This window comes from Pseudomonas cyclaminis (assembly GCF_015163715.1).
GTDB classification, from domain to species: Bacteria; Pseudomonadota; Gammaproteobacteria; order Pseudomonadales; family Pseudomonadaceae; genus Aquipseudomonas; species Aquipseudomonas cyclaminis.
Map to the genome: position 1 here is coordinate 1 of NZ_JADDUM010000103.1, position 19618 is coordinate 19618.

At 54.8% G+C, this 19618-nt stretch carries 21 protein-coding genes and 3 pseudogenes; 5 read left to right on the plus strand and 19 right to left on the minus strand.

What is annotated here, in order from left to right:
- Window positions 1–248 (minus strand): annotated as a pseudogene (locus tag IQK56_RS14405) (alpha/beta fold hydrolase); the annotation flags it as partial.
- Window positions 249–313: 65 nt separating this feature from the next.
- Here IQK56_RS14405 and IQK56_RS14410 point away from each other — a divergent pair.
- The 3 genes from IQK56_RS14410 to IQK56_RS14420 all read left to right on the plus strand — a co-directional run bounded on the left by IQK56_RS14410 (window position 314) and on the right by IQK56_RS14420 (window position 3301).
- Entirely contained in the window at window positions 314–1915 is a 1602-nt protein-coding gene (locus IQK56_RS14410) for a recombinase family protein (RefSeq protein ID WP_193863036.1), read from the plus strand.
- A gap of 45 nt (window positions 1916–1960) precedes the next feature.
- Window positions 1961–2485 carry a hypothetical protein gene (locus tag IQK56_RS14415; RefSeq protein WP_193863034.1) on the plus strand — a complete coding sequence of 175 codons (525 nt, stop codon included), beginning with the start codon at window positions 1961–1963 and terminating at the stop codon, window positions 2483–2485.
- Between the two features lie 156 nt (window positions 2486–2641).
- Window positions 2642–3301, plus strand: a complete 660-nt coding sequence (locus IQK56_RS14420) for a hypothetical protein (protein ID WP_193863032.1) — start codon at window positions 2642–2644, stop codon at window positions 3299–3301.
- A gap of 611 nt (window positions 3302–3912) precedes the next feature.
- Here the strand turns inward: IQK56_RS14420 and IQK56_RS14425 are convergent.
- The 17 genes and pseudogenes from IQK56_RS14425 to IQK56_RS14500 form a co-directional block, all read right to left on the minus strand.
- Window positions 3913–4467 carry a tyrosine-type recombinase/integrase gene (locus IQK56_RS14425; protein ID WP_193863030.1) on the minus strand — a complete coding sequence of 185 codons (555 nt, stop codon included), beginning with the start codon at window positions 4465–4467 and terminating at the stop codon, window positions 3913–3915.
- Between the two features lie 152 nt (window positions 4468–4619).
- Complete coding sequence (locus tag IQK56_RS14430; RefSeq protein WP_193863022.1) at window positions 4620–4757, minus strand: multidrug transporter; 138 nt, start codon at window positions 4755–4757, stop codon at window positions 4620–4622.
- Between the two features lie 974 nt (window positions 4758–5731).
- Window positions 5732–6868 carry a hypothetical protein gene (locus tag IQK56_RS14435; protein WP_193901740.1) on the minus strand — a complete coding sequence of 379 codons (1137 nt, stop codon included), beginning with the start codon at window positions 6866–6868 and terminating at the stop codon, window positions 5732–5734.
- 444 nt (window positions 6869–7312) lie between these two features.
- Window positions 7313–7540: a hypothetical protein gene (locus tag IQK56_RS14440; RefSeq protein ID WP_193863018.1), complete on the minus strand. Its 228-nt coding sequence runs from the start codon at window positions 7538–7540 to the stop codon at window positions 7313–7315.
- An 18-nt stretch (window positions 7541–7558) separates the two neighbouring features.
- Window positions 7559–7750, minus strand: coding sequence for a hypothetical protein (locus IQK56_RS14445; RefSeq protein WP_193863016.1), 192 nt, complete (start codon window positions 7748–7750; stop codon window positions 7559–7561).
- Window positions 7751–7784: 34 nt separating this feature from the next.
- The gene (locus IQK56_RS14450) at window positions 7785–8093 is read right to left on the minus strand and encodes a hypothetical protein (RefSeq protein ID WP_193863014.1); all 309 of its coding nucleotides are present in this window, start codon (window positions 8091–8093) and stop codon (window positions 7785–7787) included.
- Window positions 8090–8368: a hypothetical protein gene (locus IQK56_RS14455; RefSeq protein ID WP_193863012.1), complete on the minus strand. Its 279-nt coding sequence runs from the start codon at window positions 8366–8368 to the stop codon at window positions 8090–8092. Before IQK56_RS14455 ends, IQK56_RS14450 begins: the two co-directional genes overlap by 4 nt.
- Entirely contained in the window at window positions 8358–8717 is a 360-nt protein-coding gene (locus IQK56_RS14460) for a hypothetical protein (RefSeq protein WP_193863010.1), read from the minus strand. The genes IQK56_RS14455 and IQK56_RS14460 overlap by 11 nt, the downstream gene beginning before the upstream one ends.
- Before the next feature lie 85 nt (window positions 8718–8802).
- Window positions 8803–11049: a hypothetical protein gene (locus tag IQK56_RS14465; RefSeq protein ID WP_193863008.1), complete on the minus strand. Its 2247-nt coding sequence runs from the start codon at window positions 11047–11049 to the stop codon at window positions 8803–8805.
- Between the two features lie 57 nt (window positions 11050–11106).
- Window positions 11107–11643, minus strand: a complete 537-nt coding sequence (locus IQK56_RS14470) for a hypothetical protein (RefSeq protein WP_193863006.1) — start codon at window positions 11641–11643, stop codon at window positions 11107–11109.
- 812 nt (window positions 11644–12455) lie between these two features.
- Window positions 12456–13196, minus strand: a pseudogene (locus IQK56_RS14475) (alpha/beta fold hydrolase); the annotation flags it as partial.
- Window positions 13197–13240: 44 nt separating this feature from the next.
- A complete protein-coding gene (locus tag IQK56_RS14480; RefSeq protein WP_150761316.1) occupies window positions 13241–13684 on the minus strand; it encodes a VTT domain-containing protein in 444 nt (147 codons plus the stop codon).
- A 3-nt stretch (window positions 13685–13687) separates the two neighbouring features.
- The gene (locus IQK56_RS14485) at window positions 13688–14134 is read right to left on the minus strand and encodes a DUF411 domain-containing protein (RefSeq protein WP_193863004.1); all 447 of its coding nucleotides are present in this window, start codon (window positions 14132–14134) and stop codon (window positions 13688–13690) included.
- An 81-nt stretch (window positions 14135–14215) separates the two neighbouring features.
- Complete coding sequence (locus tag IQK56_RS14490; protein ID WP_122307729.1) at window positions 14216–14674, minus strand: SRPBCC family protein; 459 nt, start codon at window positions 14672–14674, stop codon at window positions 14216–14218.
- A 90-nt stretch (window positions 14675–14764) separates the two neighbouring features.
- Window positions 14765–15610 carry a methyl-accepting chemotaxis protein gene (locus tag IQK56_RS31785; RefSeq protein WP_425274650.1) on the minus strand — a complete coding sequence of 282 codons (846 nt, stop codon included), beginning with the start codon at window positions 15608–15610 and terminating at the stop codon, window positions 14765–14767.
- 15 nt (window positions 15611–15625) lie between these two features.
- A pseudogene (locus IQK56_RS31790) lies at window positions 15626–16759 on the minus strand (HAMP domain-containing protein); the annotation flags it as partial.
- 134 nt (window positions 16760–16893) lie between these two features.
- The gene (locus IQK56_RS14500) at window positions 16894–17889 is read right to left on the minus strand and encodes an aldo/keto reductase (RefSeq protein WP_193863000.1); all 996 of its coding nucleotides are present in this window, start codon (window positions 17887–17889) and stop codon (window positions 16894–16896) included.
- Between the two features lie 117 nt (window positions 17890–18006).
- Between IQK56_RS14500 and IQK56_RS14505 the strand changes: the two genes are divergently transcribed.
- Both IQK56_RS14505 and IQK56_RS14510 read left to right on the plus strand, forming a co-directional pair.
- Entirely contained in the window at window positions 18007–18963 is a 957-nt protein-coding gene (locus IQK56_RS14505) for a LysR family transcriptional regulator (RefSeq protein ID WP_193862998.1), read from the plus strand.
- Window positions 18964–19018: 55 nt separating this feature from the next.
- The gene (locus IQK56_RS14510) at window positions 19019–19207 is read left to right on the plus strand and encodes a hypothetical protein (protein ID WP_099585282.1); all 189 of its coding nucleotides are present in this window, start codon (window positions 19019–19021) and stop codon (window positions 19205–19207) included.
- A gap of 30 nt (window positions 19208–19237) precedes the next feature.
- On the opposite strand, the gene IQK56_RS14515 is transcribed toward IQK56_RS14510, so the two are convergent.
- Entirely contained in the window at window positions 19238–19618 is a 381-nt protein-coding gene (locus IQK56_RS14515) for a fe2+ zn2+ uptake regulation protein (RefSeq protein WP_150676991.1), read from the minus strand.

Genomic DNA, 19618 nt, shown 5'->3' on the forward strand with positions numbered 1-19618 from the left:
AACAGCGCCTGGTGAAACTTCGCCGGTTCTTCCATCTGCGGCGCGTGGCCCAGGCCGGGAAACTCCACCAGCGTTGCGTGGGGAATCAGCTTGGCCACGTTTTTGCCCAGCAACGCGTAGTTGCCCAGCGTGGCCTTGACGGCTGGCGGCGCGACATCCTTGCCGATGGCGGTGTTGTCAGCCGTGCCGATCAGCAACAGGGTGGGCATCTGCAGGTTCTTGAACTCGTAGTACACCGGCTGGGTGAAGCTTGCGGCACTATGGGGAAGAACTCATAATGTCTCTACACCTCAGCATTTGCAGGCACCACGTAATGGCCACGGCCTATAGCTACATCAGGTTTAGTACAGGCAAGCAAGCTAAAGGCTCAAGCCTTGAGAGGCAAGAGGCGATGCTTGATGCTTGGGCCGAGCGTAACCCATCCTACACGCTCAACAGAACGCTGACGTTCCGTGACTTGGGTATCAGTGGGCGTAGTGGGCAGCACCTCAAGAACGGGTTTGGCAAGCTCCTAGAGGCTATCGAGCAAGGCGCCATTAAGCCGGGCGATGCTGTTTTGGTTGAAGCGATTGACCGAGCAGGGCGGATGGAACCAGGCATCATGTCGGAAATCCTTATTAAGATTCTGAATAGTGGTGTGGCCTTGGTCACTCTCGATGACAATTTAATGTACACACAGGAATCTCTGCGGGGCGGTAACTACTACATCCTTGTTGGAAAGGTGCAAGCCGCCTTCAACTATTCACAGTCCCTTAGTGACAGGATGAAGGCCAGCTATAAGAGCAGGAATGTGTTAGCGGCCAACGGGGTGATTCCCAAGAGGTACACGCCTGTCTGGCTTACCTCAGAGGGTGAGTTGCTGAGGGAAATTGCACCATTCATCAAGCAGGCTTTTGAGGACTACGCGGCAGGGTTGGGAGAACGTCGAATCTACGAACGCATCCTAGAGGCTGGTGGTGATAAGCATGACTGTTTTATCAAGATGGCACCTAGCACCGTCAAGCGGTGGATGAAGAACAAAACGGCCATAGGAGAATGGCAAGGCATACCAAATGTGTACCCCCAAGTTGTTGAACCTGATCTGTTCTACAGGGTGCAAAAGCGTTTGTCTGAGGGTTACGTAGAGCGCGCAGCACCAACAAAACACAAGTACACAGGGCTTGTCGTCTGTGGTGAGTGTGGAAAGAATTTCAACACGAAAAGCTACAAGAACAAGGCCAACCCGCCACCGCCCGTCATGGAATGCTCCAGCCGTGCCCGTAGAGGCTCTACAGCGTGCCCTAACAGTAAGGGAATCCCGGAAGCTGTGATCGGTGTCGCGTTCCAACTGTCTTGCTGGGACCACATCTCAAAGGCATTGCAGGGGCAAGTGCTGACGGAGAGCATGAAAAGAGAGGTTGTGATCGACGGGCTGTTATCTGAGTTGAGCGTCAAGATTGCCAAGGTTGCTAGGGCTGTCGCTGAGGTTGATGACGTTGAAGAGTTGATCTTGGCCTTGCGAGCGCTCAAAGCTGAAAAACTCTCTTTGGAAGGTGAGAAGAAAGCACTGAGCCATGAGCAGGCGACAGTCAAAGAGAAAATCCTCAACAGTGCGGAGATAATGAAAGACCCAATGAAGGCTAACGCCTTGCTGCAATCTGTCGGCTACAGAATTGTTTGCAACTTGGACAGGACGATACACACCCCCGTTGGGATTTTCACTTACCAGGGGTGGGGGCGGGCAGAGGATGTGCACAAGATGGTAACTCATGAAGGTGTGTTATTGAAACTCCCTGTAGAGAGGCAAACACCACGTAAGAGGAACAGCGTGAAAGTTGATGTTATGTCTGTGTTGCAAGGTAAGGTGTTTAAAGCGAATTTGGAGACACCACTTGGACATGCCCAACTCCAGTATTGTCGAAGCAATGAGGGTTGAGTTTGAAAATACGCCTATTATTGAATTTGGCTGAGGGTTGACGAGATGGCAACAGACGTAGTTAGTACCGTAGTCAGTATCCCCATCTACACCAATGTGACGTTCTACCTCAGTATTGCAGCTGCGATGGTGAGTATCGCTACCTTCGTTGTCGGCTACACACAGATGAAAATCGCAAGTGCTAAGGTTAAGTTAGACTTGTACAACAAGCGATTCAACATCTTCTTAGTAACTGTCGAATACTACTTTGCGTCCTACGGAAAAACGGATGAAGACATGAAAGAAAAATCCAGAGACTTCGTTAAAGGCTGCCGGGAGGCAAAGTTCTTGTTTGATAAGGATGATGGAGTTTACGATACTCTGATGAGAATCATGGGCCATGGGAGTAAGATTCAGGCGTATGAGGATGCAGCCTCTGGTGCTACACCCAACGTGTGCGATGACGCCAGGCGCATAATGCACGAAAGTAGCGTTAACGCTCGTTCGGACTTTGATAAAGACCTCCATACTTTAGAGGACCAACTAACGAAATATATTACGTTCAAAACCGTTACGGGCTGGCGGGGGTAGGATATTGGCGTGCATAGGCGGACTTTCTAACTCAGTGTCTGGAGTAAGTTTAAGCGTATAAAGGAAAGAGTAGCGGCTGGGTTAAGCTCTGCGACCTGAGAGCTGTCAAAAAATGCAGGCAACATGCCTATAATTACTACTGGACGATTAGCAACGATGAGCGCAGAAGACTTTAGGAAAGCAATGGATGCTGATGATGGATTCAAGAACAAAAGACGAAACTTGTTCTTGCTCTCTATCTTGCTCATTGCAATTGTAGTAAGCGGTGCCGACATAAAAGAGGCTAACAGCCTAATCTTCAAAATCGAGTTTACCGATCATGAAAACCTGAAATGGCTTCTGATCGCAGGCATTTTCTACAGCATTTTGCGTTACTACGCATATTCCGAAACCTACCGAGACAAACTTGTTGAGCAGTGGTCTAGTAAATTGATGAGCGATAGGGCTGTGTATTACTACTCAGAGTATTCAGAGGAAGTTGGGGGGCTGCTAGAAAAGGCTGTGGATGTTTATGGTGGCGATGAGCCGGGCTTAATAAGCGTAGTGTATAGAAGAACGGGATTGTTCAAGCGTGTTATTGTGTACCCTTCTGTGGAGGTGCATGGGGAGGACGGGCCGCAGCACGTCTCAAGGCTTATCGACCTTAACAACTATAACGAAAATTGGAAGCGCAGAGACTTTATGCTTCTTCTTTGGATCGAACTAAAGTATAGGTTAAATGCTTGGGTGGCACATAGGGAAACGCTTGATCTTGTAGCACCTTACGTATTGGCCGCTGGTGCCCTAGCTGCCTTTTTCTACAAACAACTCTGCTAAAAGTATCAGCCTGCTTTCATTGCGGGGGCTAGTTTTATGGAGCATTTCTCAGGCATAACCCAAATCCCGCGCCGCGAGGGTCGAGCAACTTTGATGCTCACTTGATTTCTGGTTTGGAAAAGCCATGATGGTCGCAAGCTCCCCCGGCAAAGCCGGTTTCAAGCGAGGGGTACTCAATGACTCGCGAGCATGCCAAAGGAAAAGCTGACTAATCTCAAAATAACGAGAGTGGTTATCAACTGCGTGGGATGCGGCTGGGGAGAGTGTTGTGGTGTTGGGTGATGTTGCCGGGTAACACTGGGTTGGCACGTACCCTTGAGGGTGGGCACGCTTGAAAGGATCAACCTTGGAAGGGAGCGAGACGTGTGGCTCCGCACACAGAGACGTGGCCTGTCATGCTGTCGCATGGGCTGGGTGATACGTGGTAGCCAACGGCTGGAGGGTTGGAATCTTGCAAGAAATCTGCATTGTAATGTGGCTGGAGGCCACGTAATACGTGGGGTTGGGGCGGATACGTGCGTTACACTTGGGCTCCTACCTCATGGCGTGCTCACCTGTAGGCTGGCTACAGGGGCTGGCAAACCTTCCAGGCTCATGCACTCAGCAGGCCGTTAGAACACGAATTCATGGTAGGTCGCGTCCACTTCGGCTTGGGTGATGCCGATGTACGCCATTGTGACGGCAGGGCTTGAGTGGTTCAGCACCTTGCAAATCTTTTCAATTGAAACGCCGCCGTTGTACATCAGCCAGCCGCGAGTCTTACGCATTGAGTGGGTGCCCAGTTGAAGGCTCATCTCATCACCAACGGCCTTGAAGGCGTTAGCCACGGCCACACGACTTACGGCCTTGCCCTTTGCACGATTGCTGTCTACTTCGAACAGGAACGTATGCGAGGTGTGAGCCACCTTCCTGCGCGATACGATTGCTTTGGCAGAACTGTTCAAGTCGATTGAGCGAATCTTGCCGGTCTTGCCTTCCTTGATTACCAGCTTGTCACCTTGAACGTCTTCAAAGGTCAGGCTGAGCAAGTCGCTGATACGGAGAGCGGTGTTCACGCCAAAACGCCAGATGTCTGCATACAGGGTGTTGCCTCTCGCATTCTTGGTCAGCTTGCGGGAGATGGTTTCTGCTTCGCCTTCTGTCTTGACCGCTTCTACGATGTTCATCCTAGTTAACACTCCGTATCAGATTTGCACGATGTGTTAATTAGATCATGGCGATAGCGGGTACGTCCAGTGTTTCTGTGGCTTGGCTTATTTACACAATACCATTCTGTTAATTAGATGGGATGGGAAGGCAGGGCCCTCCCGCGCTTGAGCTACTTTTTCTTCTTGCCGCCCGAGGGCTTCTTGGGTGGCGGCTTGTCTTTTTCCTTTACCGTCTCCCTTGGCCTCTTCTCGGCTTCTTCCTTAGTCACGTATTCACCAGTGACCGCATCACGGTATCTCGTCGGCATATCAGCTCCTTGGTAGTGCGTCGCCACACCAGCGACTGAATCGAGGCTAGTTCAGGGAGGCGGGTTAGCAAGGTCGAAGAAACGAGTTTTCACGGGCTGAGCTTGGCCGTTCGTCGGGGCTAACGCTCCGTTTCTCGGATTTTCAAAACTATTATTGGAGAGAGAGAAAGCGTCCGGCTTAGCACGCCAGGGAAACCCGAAACTGGCTCAACTGGACAAATCGCCCTTTTATGAATCCTCACTCATGGCTGTAGGCCATACAGGACGGGGCTTTCAAGGGATTGCCCTGCGGCAGACGTAAAACCACCATTCGTATGGTGAAAGAAACTCTTATAACCAAGCGCTTATAAAATCTTTATAAAAAGTTACTAAAAGGCATATGGTGGTGGTTTCGAGGGTGTTTTTTGAGGTTAATATGTGCTGTAAAAGGACGTTTTGAAGTGTATTACTGCTAAGAGCTAACGCTCTTTGGTTGATTACCCTTCAATCGTACCGATTGGGAGAATCTTCTCCGGGGGGTGTCATCACGTTATAACAAAAAATCATAAAAAACTAATTACATATAAATACTTGGATGTATAACTCTCTGTCGTAGACGACAGGGAAGGGCATTCGCTGGCGCTCACTTCAAGCAAAGTCAAGATCAGAGGCTTTCGTTTTGTAGTGACGGTCGTGTGTAAAGGCTGGGTGTCAGGACTGGCGGCGGTGGTGCGTATACCGTTGCTCCGCAGGGGCAATGCCTTCGGAGCCTAAGCCGACGACAAGCGTCAGCTTATAGCATAAAGTCTTTTTGTCAAGGCTTTTCTACGGTATTTTTAGGTTTGTCAAGTGCCGTTTGTCCGCAGGACGAGGGGGCACCCATTGTGCTGTGCACAAAATCTGCACTGGAAAATGGCTGAAAGCCTTATGGGGCGTGGCTTGGAGGGCAGAGTAAGCGTAACACTCGTACTCCTACCTGTGGGGCGTGTTGCGCGTCAGAATGGTGACTCTTGGCAGGTTGCGGCCTGAGCAACTTCCCACTTCGATGTGAGCATCACTCTGCCGGCGTGGTCCTGCATCCAGAACCCTTGGTGTTCTTCGATGGTGTGGAAGTCGAAGCCTGTACCGTAACGAACGCGGAATACCAGCGTGTTTTCGAGGATCAGCTTTTCGATGGTCGATTGCACCAGAGTTTTGCCGTGGAGCAGGTTGAACAATGTCTTCCCGTGCTCGCTGGTGAACAATGATTGAGGCGCGTGCTTCTGGGTCGCCAAAGCTGCTGTGAGGCTGTCAGCGATGGTTGCGAACTCTGGGCGATACTTGGTCATGCGGCCAAGCTCGGAGGCAAGCACGTCAGCCAGGGGCGCTGCTGGGGCGAAGTAGATTGGCATTGTGCTCTCGCCCTTGATGATCTCAAGCGCTTGTTTCATCTGGCGACCAGTTAGACCGTTGATGAATTCAACGCTCTTGAGTAGATCGGCGTGTGTGTCATTGCACGGGTTGAACATCATCAGCACTTGAGTCAGGTCGGCTTTGCGGGTGGACTTCACTGGCTTGACGGCCTTGGCTTCTTTTAGCATGAACGCTTCGCCGTGGAGTTCGATCAGCAATTGCTTGATTGTCTCGTGTGGCGTGGTGGGGGTGATCAGAAAGCGCGGGTCGGCCTCTGTCATGTCTGCGCCTTCACCGAATCCGAAGTGTGTGCTGCCGTGGGCACGGTTCATGGAGGTTGGAGCGATGACCAGATTGGCGAGGTTGAAGAACCCTCCCTTGGAGGCCGGGAGGATGTGGCTGAGTTCGTAAACACGGCCAGCGTCACCGTTGAATGCTGCGCATTGCTTGTCCAACTTGCTCAGGGCTAGGTACTCACCTGCATTGTAAGGTGATGCCTGCACTGTACCGGCACGGCCAAGGTGGTTGCAAAGCTTGGTCCAGAAGCTGCCATCCATATAATCAATCGCTGTCTTGACTACTCTAGGTGACTTCTTTTTATCGGCCTTGCGGTGGGTAGCGACTCTACACGCTGTGGAGCAGTATTTCACTGTGGCCTGCTTGCGGCAGTTGGTGGCCTTGCAGGTGTTCGCTTTGCGGGTGTTCTTCTTAACAGTTGGCGTGGTGGTTCTGGTGGTCATCGGTGTTTGCTCCTCTTGGGATTGCGGAAGGGGTGTGTACTTGGGTGTTACTGGTCGCGTAGGCGAATTTGCAGGCGCTGGAACAGAAGGGTTTCAACCTGTGAACTAGGAAGTCTTGGCCGCAATGACGGCATGTGCATGTCTTGGATGCTCCGCCACGTGGGCGCTTGTTAAGAACGGACATAGGAAATTCTCCATTTAATGGTGTGAGGGTGTTTTTGCTTGGGGGTGTTCCGGGGGGTATTGACAGGAGCGGTGCTAACATTGCGTCAACACAAAAAGTTTATTTCCTGCTTGTATAAATATTGTCTCACGGAATTCTCACATGTCTACCCCCTTGAGTTAGATAGACTAAAAGTAGCTGTATTATTTACTCTTGCGAATTGCGATTGCTGAGAGTTTTTAATTAAAGCAAGAACCATCTAAGGCGGGTTTGCTGTTTTGTCAACTTCCATACTTCTGTCGCAAAATTCGGCTAGTGGCTTCTAGGGGTGTTTCGGGTTTTATATTCTTCTGCACACTCACATTGGCCTTGGCCTTCTTGACAGACTCAACTGTCACGGCTTCGCCAGCTTGGAGAATCTGGAAGATAACCTCCCCGGCGTAAAGGTCAGTTATTCCCAAGGTTTCGCGTAGTGCCTCGATTGCGATAGGGTCGTATGTCTTGCTCATTGTGGAATCTCCAGCTGATTAGTGCATGTAGTACATGACTTTGGCGTCACGCTTGAATAGGTGTTCTGGCACGCTGCCTTCCGCACATTGCACGGTGTAGCCAACTAAGTCTGGGTACATATACGGTACGTGAATACCGAAGGTAGCTTCTAGGTAGTGGTAGGCGGCCTCATATCGGTCGTAGGCTTGGGTGATCTGGGCGTACTTCATAGTTCTTTCTCCGTGCTGAATGTGTGGATGGGCGTCACTGTGCGAGGTGGTGCAGGACAATACCGACTTGGTGTGTCAGAGCGTCCATAGCTGCTTCTAGGGCGCTGTGGTCGCCGGTTGGCACTTGCTCTAGGGCGTCGTAGTAAAGAGTCTCCAGCACGTCCGTGGCGTCTACTAAGTGCCACTGCTCTGCATCAAGGGCGAGCGCGCGGTATGTTGGCAAGTGTTCAATATCGCCAGCCAAGGCTAGTAATGTGGCAGTGGCTTGGGTCAGGTATGTTTCGCCTGTAACTGGGTCGGACATGGTGTAGGCGTTTGGGCTGATAACTTGGTTGATCATCATTTGGTTCCTTTTCTAAGTAGTTCGCTGATTGCGTATGCTGCTTCACGTACTTGGATTGTGAAGCGTGTCACTGTTTCGAGTTTGGCAAGGGAGCCAGAATCTTTAAGTAAGCTGTACTGGGTGGTGAGGGCTGCATAAAGTCTATCGCCCTTGGCACTTCCCGATTCTTTCAAGTCTTTACACAAGGCTAAGAAACTGGAGTAGGAAGTGTTGAGAAGTTTCATTTCAAAGCTGTAGCGTTCTGCGGCGTAATCAACTCTTTTGTTACTGAGCATTGGGCGGGTTCTCCGTAGTTGTGTTGGGTGGTGTGTATTTAAGTAGGGCTGGCTTTTCTGGTGTAGTATCAGAACATTGAGCGCCAGAACTTAGGCATGTGATCTGTGTTAAAAGCTTGGTGCTGGTGCTAAGTCCTGTAACAATGTCGAGCATTGCCATGCGTGATTGCAGCACTTGGCTATCTGTATAGTCTTGGGCGCGTCTCAACTCAATTGCTGTTTGGTGAGCGTTATACTTCTCTCGATCAGCTGCACCAATTGTCATAATTAGGCAGATGGCTAGAACGCAATAGACGATAACGTCTCTCAAAACTTGAAGAGGTGTGTAGTGGAAGGTGAAGCTTGACATTTAGGAGGGGGTTCCTTGGAGCTGTTAGTTGTAAGGGAGAGGCGTATGGGATTGCAGTCCTATAAGCCTCTTTCGTTTTTGGCTGTTAGCGTTCGGCTTGTTGAGAGCGGGCGTTACCAAGCATGCCTCTGATAGAGTCCTCGGCGATACCCGGTAACTTGCTCTCCATGCGTCCAACTTCTGTTTTAACGTAGTCCATGAACTGCTGGCCATCTTTCTCGGTAGCACTCCCCGCAATAGTTACATCGAAGTTGTAGCTTGGGGAGACAGTTTGCTGGACGTTAGTGGCGCCTTGCATTACTGCGGCTGCACTCCCGTTTGTGGTCATCACGTCTTGCATGACTTTGAACTGGTTAGACAAGTCAGCGATACGGCTTAAAGGGCTGCTTGTGTCAGAATTCAAACCTTTATCCAAACCAGCTTTAGGCATCAAGCCAGAGACGTCGATCTGAGGAAGTTTGTACTGATCGCCAAGAGACATGTCACGGTCTTTACGAGCTTGGGCGTTACGCTCTGTAACTCCAAAGATTTTGTCTAGGAAATTGTCGTAGAAGCCTTTGCTTCGATTACCGATTGGATCAATTTTCTGATACTCAGGAGTGTCGAACAGGTTTACAGGAGCCGGCATGTCTGCCGTAGTCATACGGTCAGCCATTTGTTGAGCGTCAGACTTCTTACTACCATCCATGTTACGTCCGAACATAAACCTAAGTAGACTTGTCTGGGCATTGGTCAGACCTTCGTCAAAACCTTTGAGTGCCACACGGGTAGACTCAAGGTCCGTATTAACATCTTGCCAAGCCTTAACGTTGTCCTTCATCACTTCGCTGAGGTTTGCGTCAGTGTTGACCGAGTTGTCGTTTAGGTACTTCTGGTTATCTGCTTGAGCTTGAGTGTAAGTTACTGTCTTCTTACGGTCCTCAAGCATCCCTTGGTTTTCCTCGGCCATCAGTTGGAAGGCGCGTTCATACCAACTGTATTTGACGCCATCACCGCCCTTCAAGCCTTTGTTAAGAGCTTGACGCGCTTTGAGTGGGTCTTTGATTCCCTTTTCCTCTCCGTAAGCACGGGCCAGATATGGGGCCATCATCGGCATGCGGTCGTTGATAATATCGTAGTCTTGCTTATTGCCTGTGCCGTCGCTTGCCATCTGACCAAGTTGCTTGTTCAACTCCTTCGCATCGTCCTTGCTTGCACCACTGATAGCGAATACCTGTTGACGAAGTTTGTAGTCTTTCATAATTCCGTCGGGCTTCTTGCCGTAGGCAAGTTGGGCCATCACGAAGTTACGAAAATCTTTAGCACTGTCATTGTCGATATTGGTGCCACTATCATTAGCGGCCTTGATGTACTCGTCTCGCCACATTTTTTGCTGGGCTGGATCACGACTGATAGCGGTGAAGTTTGAGTTAAAGGCTTCTGCACCCTTAACGTTTTCTTTCCGCTCTTCGACGCGCTCCCCGAGTTTACCAATCAGGCCATTCAGGGCGGACACTGCAATCCCGATTCCGCCGATCATCCCGCCCAGGGCGAGAACACCACCGATACCACTACCACCAATTCCGCCGCCCGGTGTTGGGCGTGGGGCGTTCTGTCGAGCTTGCCATGCAGCGTGGCGCTGCTGGGCCATCTGGTAACGTCCTGCACTCTGTTGGGAGTTCTGGGACTTGTTGGCGGCTGTCTGCTGAGCTGCCGCTTGTTGGGTGGCGGCACGTTGGGCGCGAAGGTGAGCTTGCTGCTGGCCGTGGTTAATCTGCTGCTGAATCCTTTGCAACTTACCTTGGCTGGCGAGGTGCGCGTTTGCCGCTCTCTGGGTGTTGGCGGCTAGCTTCTGTTGGATAGCTTGCAATCGGGTCTGGCGGGCCACGGAGGCCGTGATAGCGTTCTGGCTTGCCAGTTGGCTCTTGGTGGCGGCTCCGCCTGCGGTAGCGCTTGCTGCTGCCTTGGCTGCCAAGATGGCGCCTTGCTTTTGGCTGGCGAGGGCTGCTGTGTTGAGCTGGGCCTGAGCCTTGGTCCCGGCATACCTCAGCTTAGATTGGGTGATCTCAGCGGCGAACGTTTTGCGGCACTGATTACTCAGGGCTGCTTCGGCTTGAGCCTGCCGCTTGATTGCACTTTCAAGCTTGGCCTTAGACTTGTCCACCTGACTTGCGTCTACTTTGATTTTCAAAGTCCTTGCCAGTGCGGTATGCAGTTTGCTAACTGCCATTGCGAGTCCGTTAACTTTAGTCTGGGCTGACTGTAGTTTCTTCTGGAAGTTGGCAAGGGTTTGAAGTCCCTGCACGTTGAAAATCAGTTTACCTGTTAGGCGGGCTACCTCTTCGTTTACCATACGAATCTCCTAAAAAGCGAAAAGAGGCACTTAGCCTCTTGTTCGTCTGCGATGTGATTAAGCGTCAGTAAAGCCACTGTTCATCAGGGCTTCATAGTTTGGACGCTGCTTGTTACCTCTAATTTGTCGATCAACTTCGGCGTTCAACTCCGCTTCTCTCTCAGCGATGATACGAGCCTTGATCACTTCGCGGTGTTGGGCGTCAGCCTTGCCACGGGCAACTAGTTTATTATGCTCGGCCACTTCGCGTTCGTACGCTGATTCTGCACTCATGGCGATGATTGGCATTAGATGTTCGTCAAAGTAGTCGTGGGGTGCTAGCGCGGCAAACTGGAGGGGCGAGCGGTCACTGAGTTTAGCCATTTGGTACTTGAAGTTAATGTCGAGTTCCCAGCCCTCGCTAGCCAGTTTGGCGTACTTGGTCATGCCTTCGTATGGCGTCAGCACTGTAAAGAGGACAGAGCGGGTTGGCTGGCGACTACCTTCATATACTGGGGCGGGTGAGTTGCGGGCAAACTCAATCGCGGCTTTGATGTAGTCGGTTTTTTCAGAGGCTACGACTTTACGGGTCGTACTCAAATCATACTTTTTCATGTTCTTAGATTCCTTTGGTAGGTGTGTTAGGGTTCTGTGTTGTAATGGCGGAGTGTCTAGCGGGGGTGTTACGCTGCTACTTGTTCTGCTTTCTTCGCTTTCTGCTTCAATCGCCACGCTCGCATGTAGTGAGCATGAGAACAATAACGTGGTTTCATCAACATGTAGCTGGTAATAATCGGTTTGCCGCAAGTAGCGCACCTTTGTAGGAGGGAAGTTGCTTTTTCTAGTACTTTCATTAATTGGCCTCTTGTGAGAATTCGTAAACAGGGAAAAAAGAAGTGGCCGAAGCCACCTCTAAAGGTCATATATAGGAGACATGACATTACGACGCCAATGTGTCGTCGGAATTTAGTTTGATAAGAAGTAGTTGCCAGTGTTTCGCAGTCTACTGGGCGGAGACCACACCATGCCTATCTTGAGACAGACATTGCGAAGGGAAAGTTTGGGGAACAAGTGAGCCAGCAATGAGGATTGTGGACTCTGTTCTAATTTCTGGCGGTGTATATCGCTGGCGAATGCAGGCGACTTGGAAAGATGGTGGGCAGTTTTGACCCTAGCTTTAAAGCGGTGGGTAGTTGCATCGTCCAATCGCGTAAACGATCACCATGAGTATGATTGCGACACTGGAGACTACGCGATCAAAGAGGGCGATTTGGGAAGAGAAACAGTGATAAAACTTTTGTTCTCTCATTTGCTTATTCTCTCATGAGAATGATTATCTGTCAAGTAAAATCTTCACTTTTAGTTGATTTGTGATGAATTACCTGATATGCGTTTGGCGGATATGGTCGAACCGGCATTGCCGCATACTGGGTGAAGATCATGTCGTAAATCAACGCCGAGTTCCATGCGACCCGCGTATGTCCCGGGCCGTTGCTCAGACCGGCGTACATGTCCACCCAGCGCTCGTACTCCGGCTTCCAGCGGCCGACGTAATAAGTGTTGAGCTGATACTTGCGAACCCCCTCGGCGCTGACGTTAAGTTCACGGGCGTACCACTGGTCGACGCTGAGCGCGGGCACGCCGAGGGCTTTCCAGTCTTCCAGGCCGATGGGGTTGACCAGCGCCAGTTGCTCGGTCTGTTCGGGGTACATCAGCGCGTAACGGGTGGCGAGCATGCCGCCGGTGGAGTGGCCGAGGAGGGTGGCTTTTTGAATGCCGAGTTTTTCCAGCAGTTGATGGGTGTTGAGCGCCAATTGCTGGAAGCTGTACTGGTAGTGCTCGGGTTTGCTGGAGCTGCAAAAGCCGATCTGGTCCGGGGCGATCACGCGGTAGCCGGCGTCGCTCAAGGCCTTGATCGAACTTTCCCAGGTGGCACCGCAGAAGTTTTTGCCATGCATCAACACCACGGCGCGACCATTGGCGGTGCCTTTTGCCGGCACGTCCATGTAGCCCATTTGCAGGGATTCGCCTTGGGATTGGAATTGGAAATGCTCCAGCGGATAGGGGTACTGGAAGCCTTGCAGCTCGGGGCCGTAGGTGGCCGCGAGCGCGGGGGCGGTGCTGGCCGTCAGCAGGCCGGCGATGCAAAAAGCACGGAATAGAGGCATGGGCGGGGCTCCACAAAGGTTGCCCGGATGCTCTTAGCGAGGGATTAAGTGGGGATTAACACCCAGTGCAAGGTCGCGGCGGCCAGCACCCCATAGCGCAGGCCTTTGGCGAGTGTCACCAGCAGCACAAACCGCCACAGCGGCTCACGCATCACCCCGGCCACCAGCGTCAGCGGGTCGCCGATGATCGGCACCCAACTGAGCAACAGCGTCCAGTGCCCCCAGCGCTGGTAATGGGTGCGGGCTTTTTCCAGTTGCCGATCACTGACCGGAAACCAGCGTCGCCCTTTGAAGTGTTCGACCCAGCGCCCCAACCACCAGTTGACCAGCGAACCGAGCACATTGCCCAGGGTGGCGATGCCCAGCAGCCACCCCAGGCTGTAATGCCCGCTGACCAACAGGCCCACCAGCACCGCTTCCGATTGCAATGGCAGCAGGGTCGCCGCACCAAAGGCGGCGACGAACAGCCCGAAGTAACCCATCAGCACCGATCAGTGCGCCGGGTAGTCAGCCACCACCACATCCTTGCCGTCCCGGGTCAGGCCGATGACCTGATAGGCCTCGCTGCGTCCGTCCACTTCCATGCCGGGCGATCCCATCGGCATGCCCGGTGCGGCGATGCCCAGCAGGTCGTCGCGCTTGCGCAAGGCCAGCACTTGCTCGGCGGGCACATGGCCCTCGACAAATTTGCCGTCGATCACGGCGGTGTGGCAGGAGCCCAGGCGCGGCGCCACGCCCAACCGTTGCTTGACGGCGCTCATGTCGGCTTCGACATGGTCGTTGACCTTGAAGCCGTTGCTTTGCAGATGGCTGATCCACTTTTTGCAGCAACCGCAGTTGGCGTCACGGTGCACGTCGATGGGGATCAAGTCAGCGGCCTGGGCCAGGGTCGTGGTGAACAGGGCTGAAAGCAGGGCCAATCGCAATGAGGTTTTCATCAGGTTTTCGTCCGATACCAGGCAGTAAGCCGGGCATTCTCCGCGCTTTTCTCGCGGGGACGTCGTTGTAATGTTTCAAAGTTATACAGAGTCGGCGTTTTCCAGCCGCAGCTTGAGCCGGTCCAGCGCCTTGGCCGAAAGCTCGATCATGCGCTCATGCAGGCTGGCCAATTGCAATTCGGTCTCATAGGTCAGGACGCGCTTGAACAGCGTGCCGTCGCGAAACGGCTGGAGGAAGTAGTGGATGGAGCCATCGACGGCCAGGGACGTGAACACGGCCTTGAACTCGCTTGGACGCTGGGCGATCTGCACGCGGTAGCTCATGGGGACGCGTACACCCAGCAAGTCGATCATTTCGGTAAAGCGTGCGCCGGCGGGGAGTGAACCGGTGGTGCCGGTGTCGGCGCGCAGGGAGGTGGGGTGCCATTCGTGCCAGCGATCCGGCTGGGTCACATAGTCGTAGACGGCATCAATGGGGGCCTGGATAAAGCGTTCCTGACTGATCCGTTCCAAGCGGACCGACTGCTCGACAGCGCGCATGGCACACCTCCTGTGTGGCGGGGGCTAACACTTGGAGCTGTCAGAATAGTCCGACTCCCGCGCTTTGCACGGGAGCATTCAGAGAATTGTTCAACGCACTTTAAAGCGGCTCATCAAGGCGATCACCCGGCCATTGGCGTCCAGCAGGCTCTGGGTATTGGTTTCAGTGGCGTGGCCGCTTTGCACCAGCTCTTCGACCATGTGTCGGATCTGCACCATGCTGCGGTTGATCTCTTCGGTCACCGCGCTTTGCTGCTCGGCGGCCGTGGCGATCTGGGTGCTGAGGTTGTTGATATGGCTGACGGAACCGGCCATTTCATCCAGCCCGGTGTTTACCCGCGCCGTGGCATCCGCCGCCGATTGGCAACTGGCCTGGGTGTTTTCCATGGCCGCGACCGACGAACTCACACCGGCCGTCAGGCGGGCCAGCATTTCGTTGATCTGCGAGGTGCTGGCCTGGGTGCGCGCGGCCAGGGCGCGTACTTCGTCGGCTACCACGGCAAAGCCGCGGCCTTGCTCGCCGGCCCGCGCCGCTTCAATCGCGGCGTTGAGGGCCAACAGGTTGGTCTGGCCGGCAATGGCGCCGATCACGCCGAGGGTTTCGGTGATGCGTGCGGCGTCCTGGCGCATGTTTTCCACGGTGTGGGTGGCGCTGGCAACTTCGCCGATCAAAGCGCTGACGCTGGTCGACGCTTCGCCAACCACCACGCGGGAGCGGTCGGCATGTTCATTCGCACGCTGGGTGAACGAGGCCGTCTCCGCAGCGTTTTGCGCCACGTTGTCGGCGGTGGAACTCATCTCGGTGATCGCAGTGACGGTCTGGTCGGTTTCCGAGGCGTGACGCACCAGGATCTGGTTGGTGTGGGCCGAGGTCCGTTGCAGTTGCTCAAGCCCTGAGGACATGGCGCCGGTGGCCTGGGTCACCTCGCCGATCATGTTTTGCAGGTAGACGATAAACCGGTTCACCGAATGACCGATGGCGCCCAACTCGTCTTCGGCGCGGATAGTCATACGCCGCGTGAGGTCGGCATCGCCGGCGGAGAGTGCGTCGATGTTGGCTTTCAGGGTCTTCATGCGCTGCACCAGTTGGCGGATCGCATACGCGGCCAGCAACACCAGCAACAGCACCATCGGGATCTGCACCAGCGCCAGGCTGCCAAGCACGTCATCGCGCTGGGCGGTGATCAGCGAAGTGGGCAGGGCAGTGGCGAGGAACCACGGCGTGCCTTCGATGGGGCGCATATAGAAAGTGCTGGCGACGCCGCCGTTGTCGAACTCGCTGCGTTGCAGCGCCTGGTCGCGATGAGCCAGGGCTTTGCTGACCTGGGTGGCAAATGCCGAGGTGGCGGTCAGTTCGCTGATGTTCTTCAACACTACCGGGCTGCTCAGGCGCGAACTGTTGCTGATGATCTTGCCGTCGCCTTCGACGATCAGCATTTGCCCGCCGATGTCTTTTTCCTTGCTGGCGACCAGGTCATTGAAGAAGCCCAGGGTCACGTCGATGGTGGCCACGCCATAGGCGGCGCCGTCACGCTGGATCGCCATGGCGCAGTTGGTGCGCGGCTCCTGGCTGGCGTCGTCCTTGTAGGCTGCCGCCCAGGCGCATTGCCCGCGTGGCGAAGCGAGGCCGCCCTTGTACCAGCTCTGGTCGTAATAGTTGGGCGCGGGGTCGCTGTTCCAGAAGGTGTTCACCGCCAGCTTGCCCGACGCATCGCGGTGCCAGAACGTGCTGTGTTTGTTGCGCCCCGGCGTGCGCTGGTTGGGCAGCGGCCAGATGCCGCCGCCGAATACTTTCAGCTCGCCATATTGGTCGACCAGGCCCGGCAGGACCTTGTCGATGGCGTCGCTGTCGAGCAGCGGAATGGTTTGGGTGATAGTGCGTTGCTGGGCCTGAACCTTGTTCAGTTCGCCCTGGATCTGTTCGGCCACCTCACTGATGCGGTTGAGCACCACCTGTTCTTCGGTCTGTCGCAGCTTGGGCGCGACCAACTGGCCGATGCCCACGACGGTCAACACGAACAACACCAGGACGAACAACACCAGAAACAGGGTATAGCGGGCTTGGATAGAGCGCAGTGGGGGCATGGGGCCGTCCTTACGAAGCGTTTATTATCGACGCGGCTTTTTTAGAGCTTCGTAGGGCTATCGGCCTGACAATGCGCAGCTTTAGGTACGCTCGTGCAAGAAAATGAAGGCGCCGCCGGACGGCGCCCCCATCGTCAGATATCCAGCATCGCCATGACCTCGGCGGGGTAGCGCAGGCCGGCAGTTGCATCGGCCGGAAAGATCGTCTCCAGCGCCGCCAACTCCAGCGCGGTGAGGGCGATTGATACTGCCGCCACATTCTCTTCCAGGTATTTGCGCTGCTTGGTGCCGGGGATCGGCACGATGTACTCGCCCTGCGCCAACACCCAGGCCAGTGCCAGTTGCCCCGTGGTCACGCCTTTGTCAGCCGCGAGCGCCTGGACCTGCTTGACCAGCTCCAGGTTCTTGGCGAAGTTCTCGCCCTGGAAGCGCGGATTGGTGCGGCGATAGTCATCGGCAGCGAAGTCTTCAGGGCGTTTCAGCGCGCCGGTGAGAAAACCACGCCCCAGCGGGCTGTAGGGCACAAACGCAATGCCCAGGCGTTGGCAGGCGGCGAGGCAGCCGTTGTACTCCTGATCGCGGCTCCACAGCGAGTATTCACTTTGCAGCGCGCTGATGGGGTGAACCTTGTGCGCCCGTTCCAGCGTGGCGGCTGATGCTTCGCTCAGGCCCAGATAACGCACCTTGCCCTCTTTGACCAGATCCGCCATGGCGCCGACGGTTTCTTCGATGGCCACCTGCGGGTCGATGCGGTGCTGGTAGTACAGGTCCAGGGTGTCTACGCCGAGGCGTTGCAAGGTGCCGTTGATGGCATCGCGAATGTATTCGGGGCGGCCGTTGACGCCGCGCAGGGCAGGGTTCGCCGGATCGCGGACGATCCCGAATTTGCTGGCCAGGAACACCTGGTCGCGCTTGCCGGCGATGGCCTTGCCGATCAGTTGCTCGTTGCTGTGAGGGCCGTACATGTCGGCGGTGTCGAGGAAATTGACCCCCAGCTCTAGGGCGCGGTGCAGGGTGGCGGTGGCTTCGGTGGTGTCGCTGTCGGGTGTGTAAAAGTCAGTCATGCCCATGCAGCCGAGGCCGATGGCGGAGACGCGTGGGCCGTTTTTGCCGAGTTGACGAGTGTGCATGGGTTCAGCTCCTGTTGATGAAGGGGTCCATTGTTACTCTCGACAAAATCGGGATAAACAGGCTAAAACCACTATCACTGTTCGTAATATCTAAATAATCCACACAGGACGTGCCCTTTGGACCGTTTCAACGCCATGCGCGTGTTCACCCGGATCGTCGAGCTGGGCGGCTTCGCCAAGGCCGCCGACAGCCTGCAACTGCCTCGCGCCTCGGTGACCGTGCTGATCAAGCAACTGGAGGCGCACCTGGGGGTGCAATTGTTGCAGCGCACCACACGCCAGGTCAGCCCGACCCTGGACGGCGCGGCGTATTACCGGCGGTGCGTGCAGTTGCTGACGGACCTGGAGGAAACCGAAGCGGTGTTCTCCACCCAACGCCAAAACCCGCGCGGCACCTTGAGCATCGATATGCCGGCGGGTATCGGCCGCTACCTTGTCATCCCGGCCTTGCCGACGTTTACCGCCCGGTATCCGCAGATCGACTTGGAAATTGGCCTGAACGACCGCCCGGTGGACCTGATTCGCGAAGGCGTGGACTGTGTGCTGCGTGGCGGTCTGGCGCTGGACGAATCCCTGGTGGCGCGACCGCTGGCGATGATGGATCAAGTCACCCTGGCCAGCCCTGCGTACCTTGAACGCAGGGGCGTGCCCGAAACCTTGGAAGACCTGGAGCAGCATCAGATGGTCGAGTACGTCTCCAGCGCGAGCGGCAAACGGTTTGGGTTGGAGTTTCTACTGGGCGCGCAGTTGCGTCCGGTCAACCTGTCCAAGGTGGTTGCGGTCAACAGTGCCGACGGTTATTTCTGCGCCTGCGAAGCGGGGTATGGGCTGATCCAGGCGCCGTACTATCACGCCAAGCAGCGGCTGGCCGAGGGCTCCCTGGTGGAAGTGCTGCCGCAGTTGCCGGTGCCGCCCATGGCGTTGACCGCGCTGTACCCGCCGCATCGCCAGTTGTCGCAGCGGGTGCGCGTGTTTGTGGATTGGCTGGTTGAGCTGTGCGCTCAACCCGGCACCGGGCTGCAACGCGGCCACTCGGGAGACGTCGTACGAGCCAAAGCGATTCATCGTCTGTAATATGAGGCGCTGCCGACTTCGGTCCGGCTACATTCTTAAGGTTCAGGAACCCGTCATGACGCAAAAGCAACGTTTGAAATATTCGCTTCTGATTGCCCTGGCTGTACTGGGGACGATGTTTGGTCTGTCCTACTTGCAGAACACCGGGGTCATCAGTGAGAAAACGTTCCAGACCATCGCCATTGCCGTCGCGGTGATCGTGGTGGTGATCAACGGCATCATGCGCCGCAAGGTCAAGCTCTAAACATCAAGGCCGGGGCGTGAAGCGCTGACTTCAGGCCCGCCCTTCGAGCACCTTGGCAGCCTCTTCATGGAGGCTGTAGCTCTTATCGGTATTGAGGGTGATCACGCCCTCGCTGCACAGGCGCTTGAGCACTTCGCGCACGCTGAGAAACGACAACGGGATGCCCAGCTCCAGCAAATGGCTGTGCACGCCGCGTACCCCAAGGGTGCGCTGGTTGTCGGCAGCGGTGAGCAGGGCGTCGATGACCTTCAGCCGAATCAGGCTGGTGCGCAAACCGAAACACTTGAGCAAATGGCGAATACGCTGGTTGCCTTGCTGTTCGGGCGCTTTGCCGAACGCTTGCGTGCCGCCGCCAAAACTGACGTCGGCAACCGATGAATGTCCGTCCGTGGGCACTTGCGGGTTGTACAT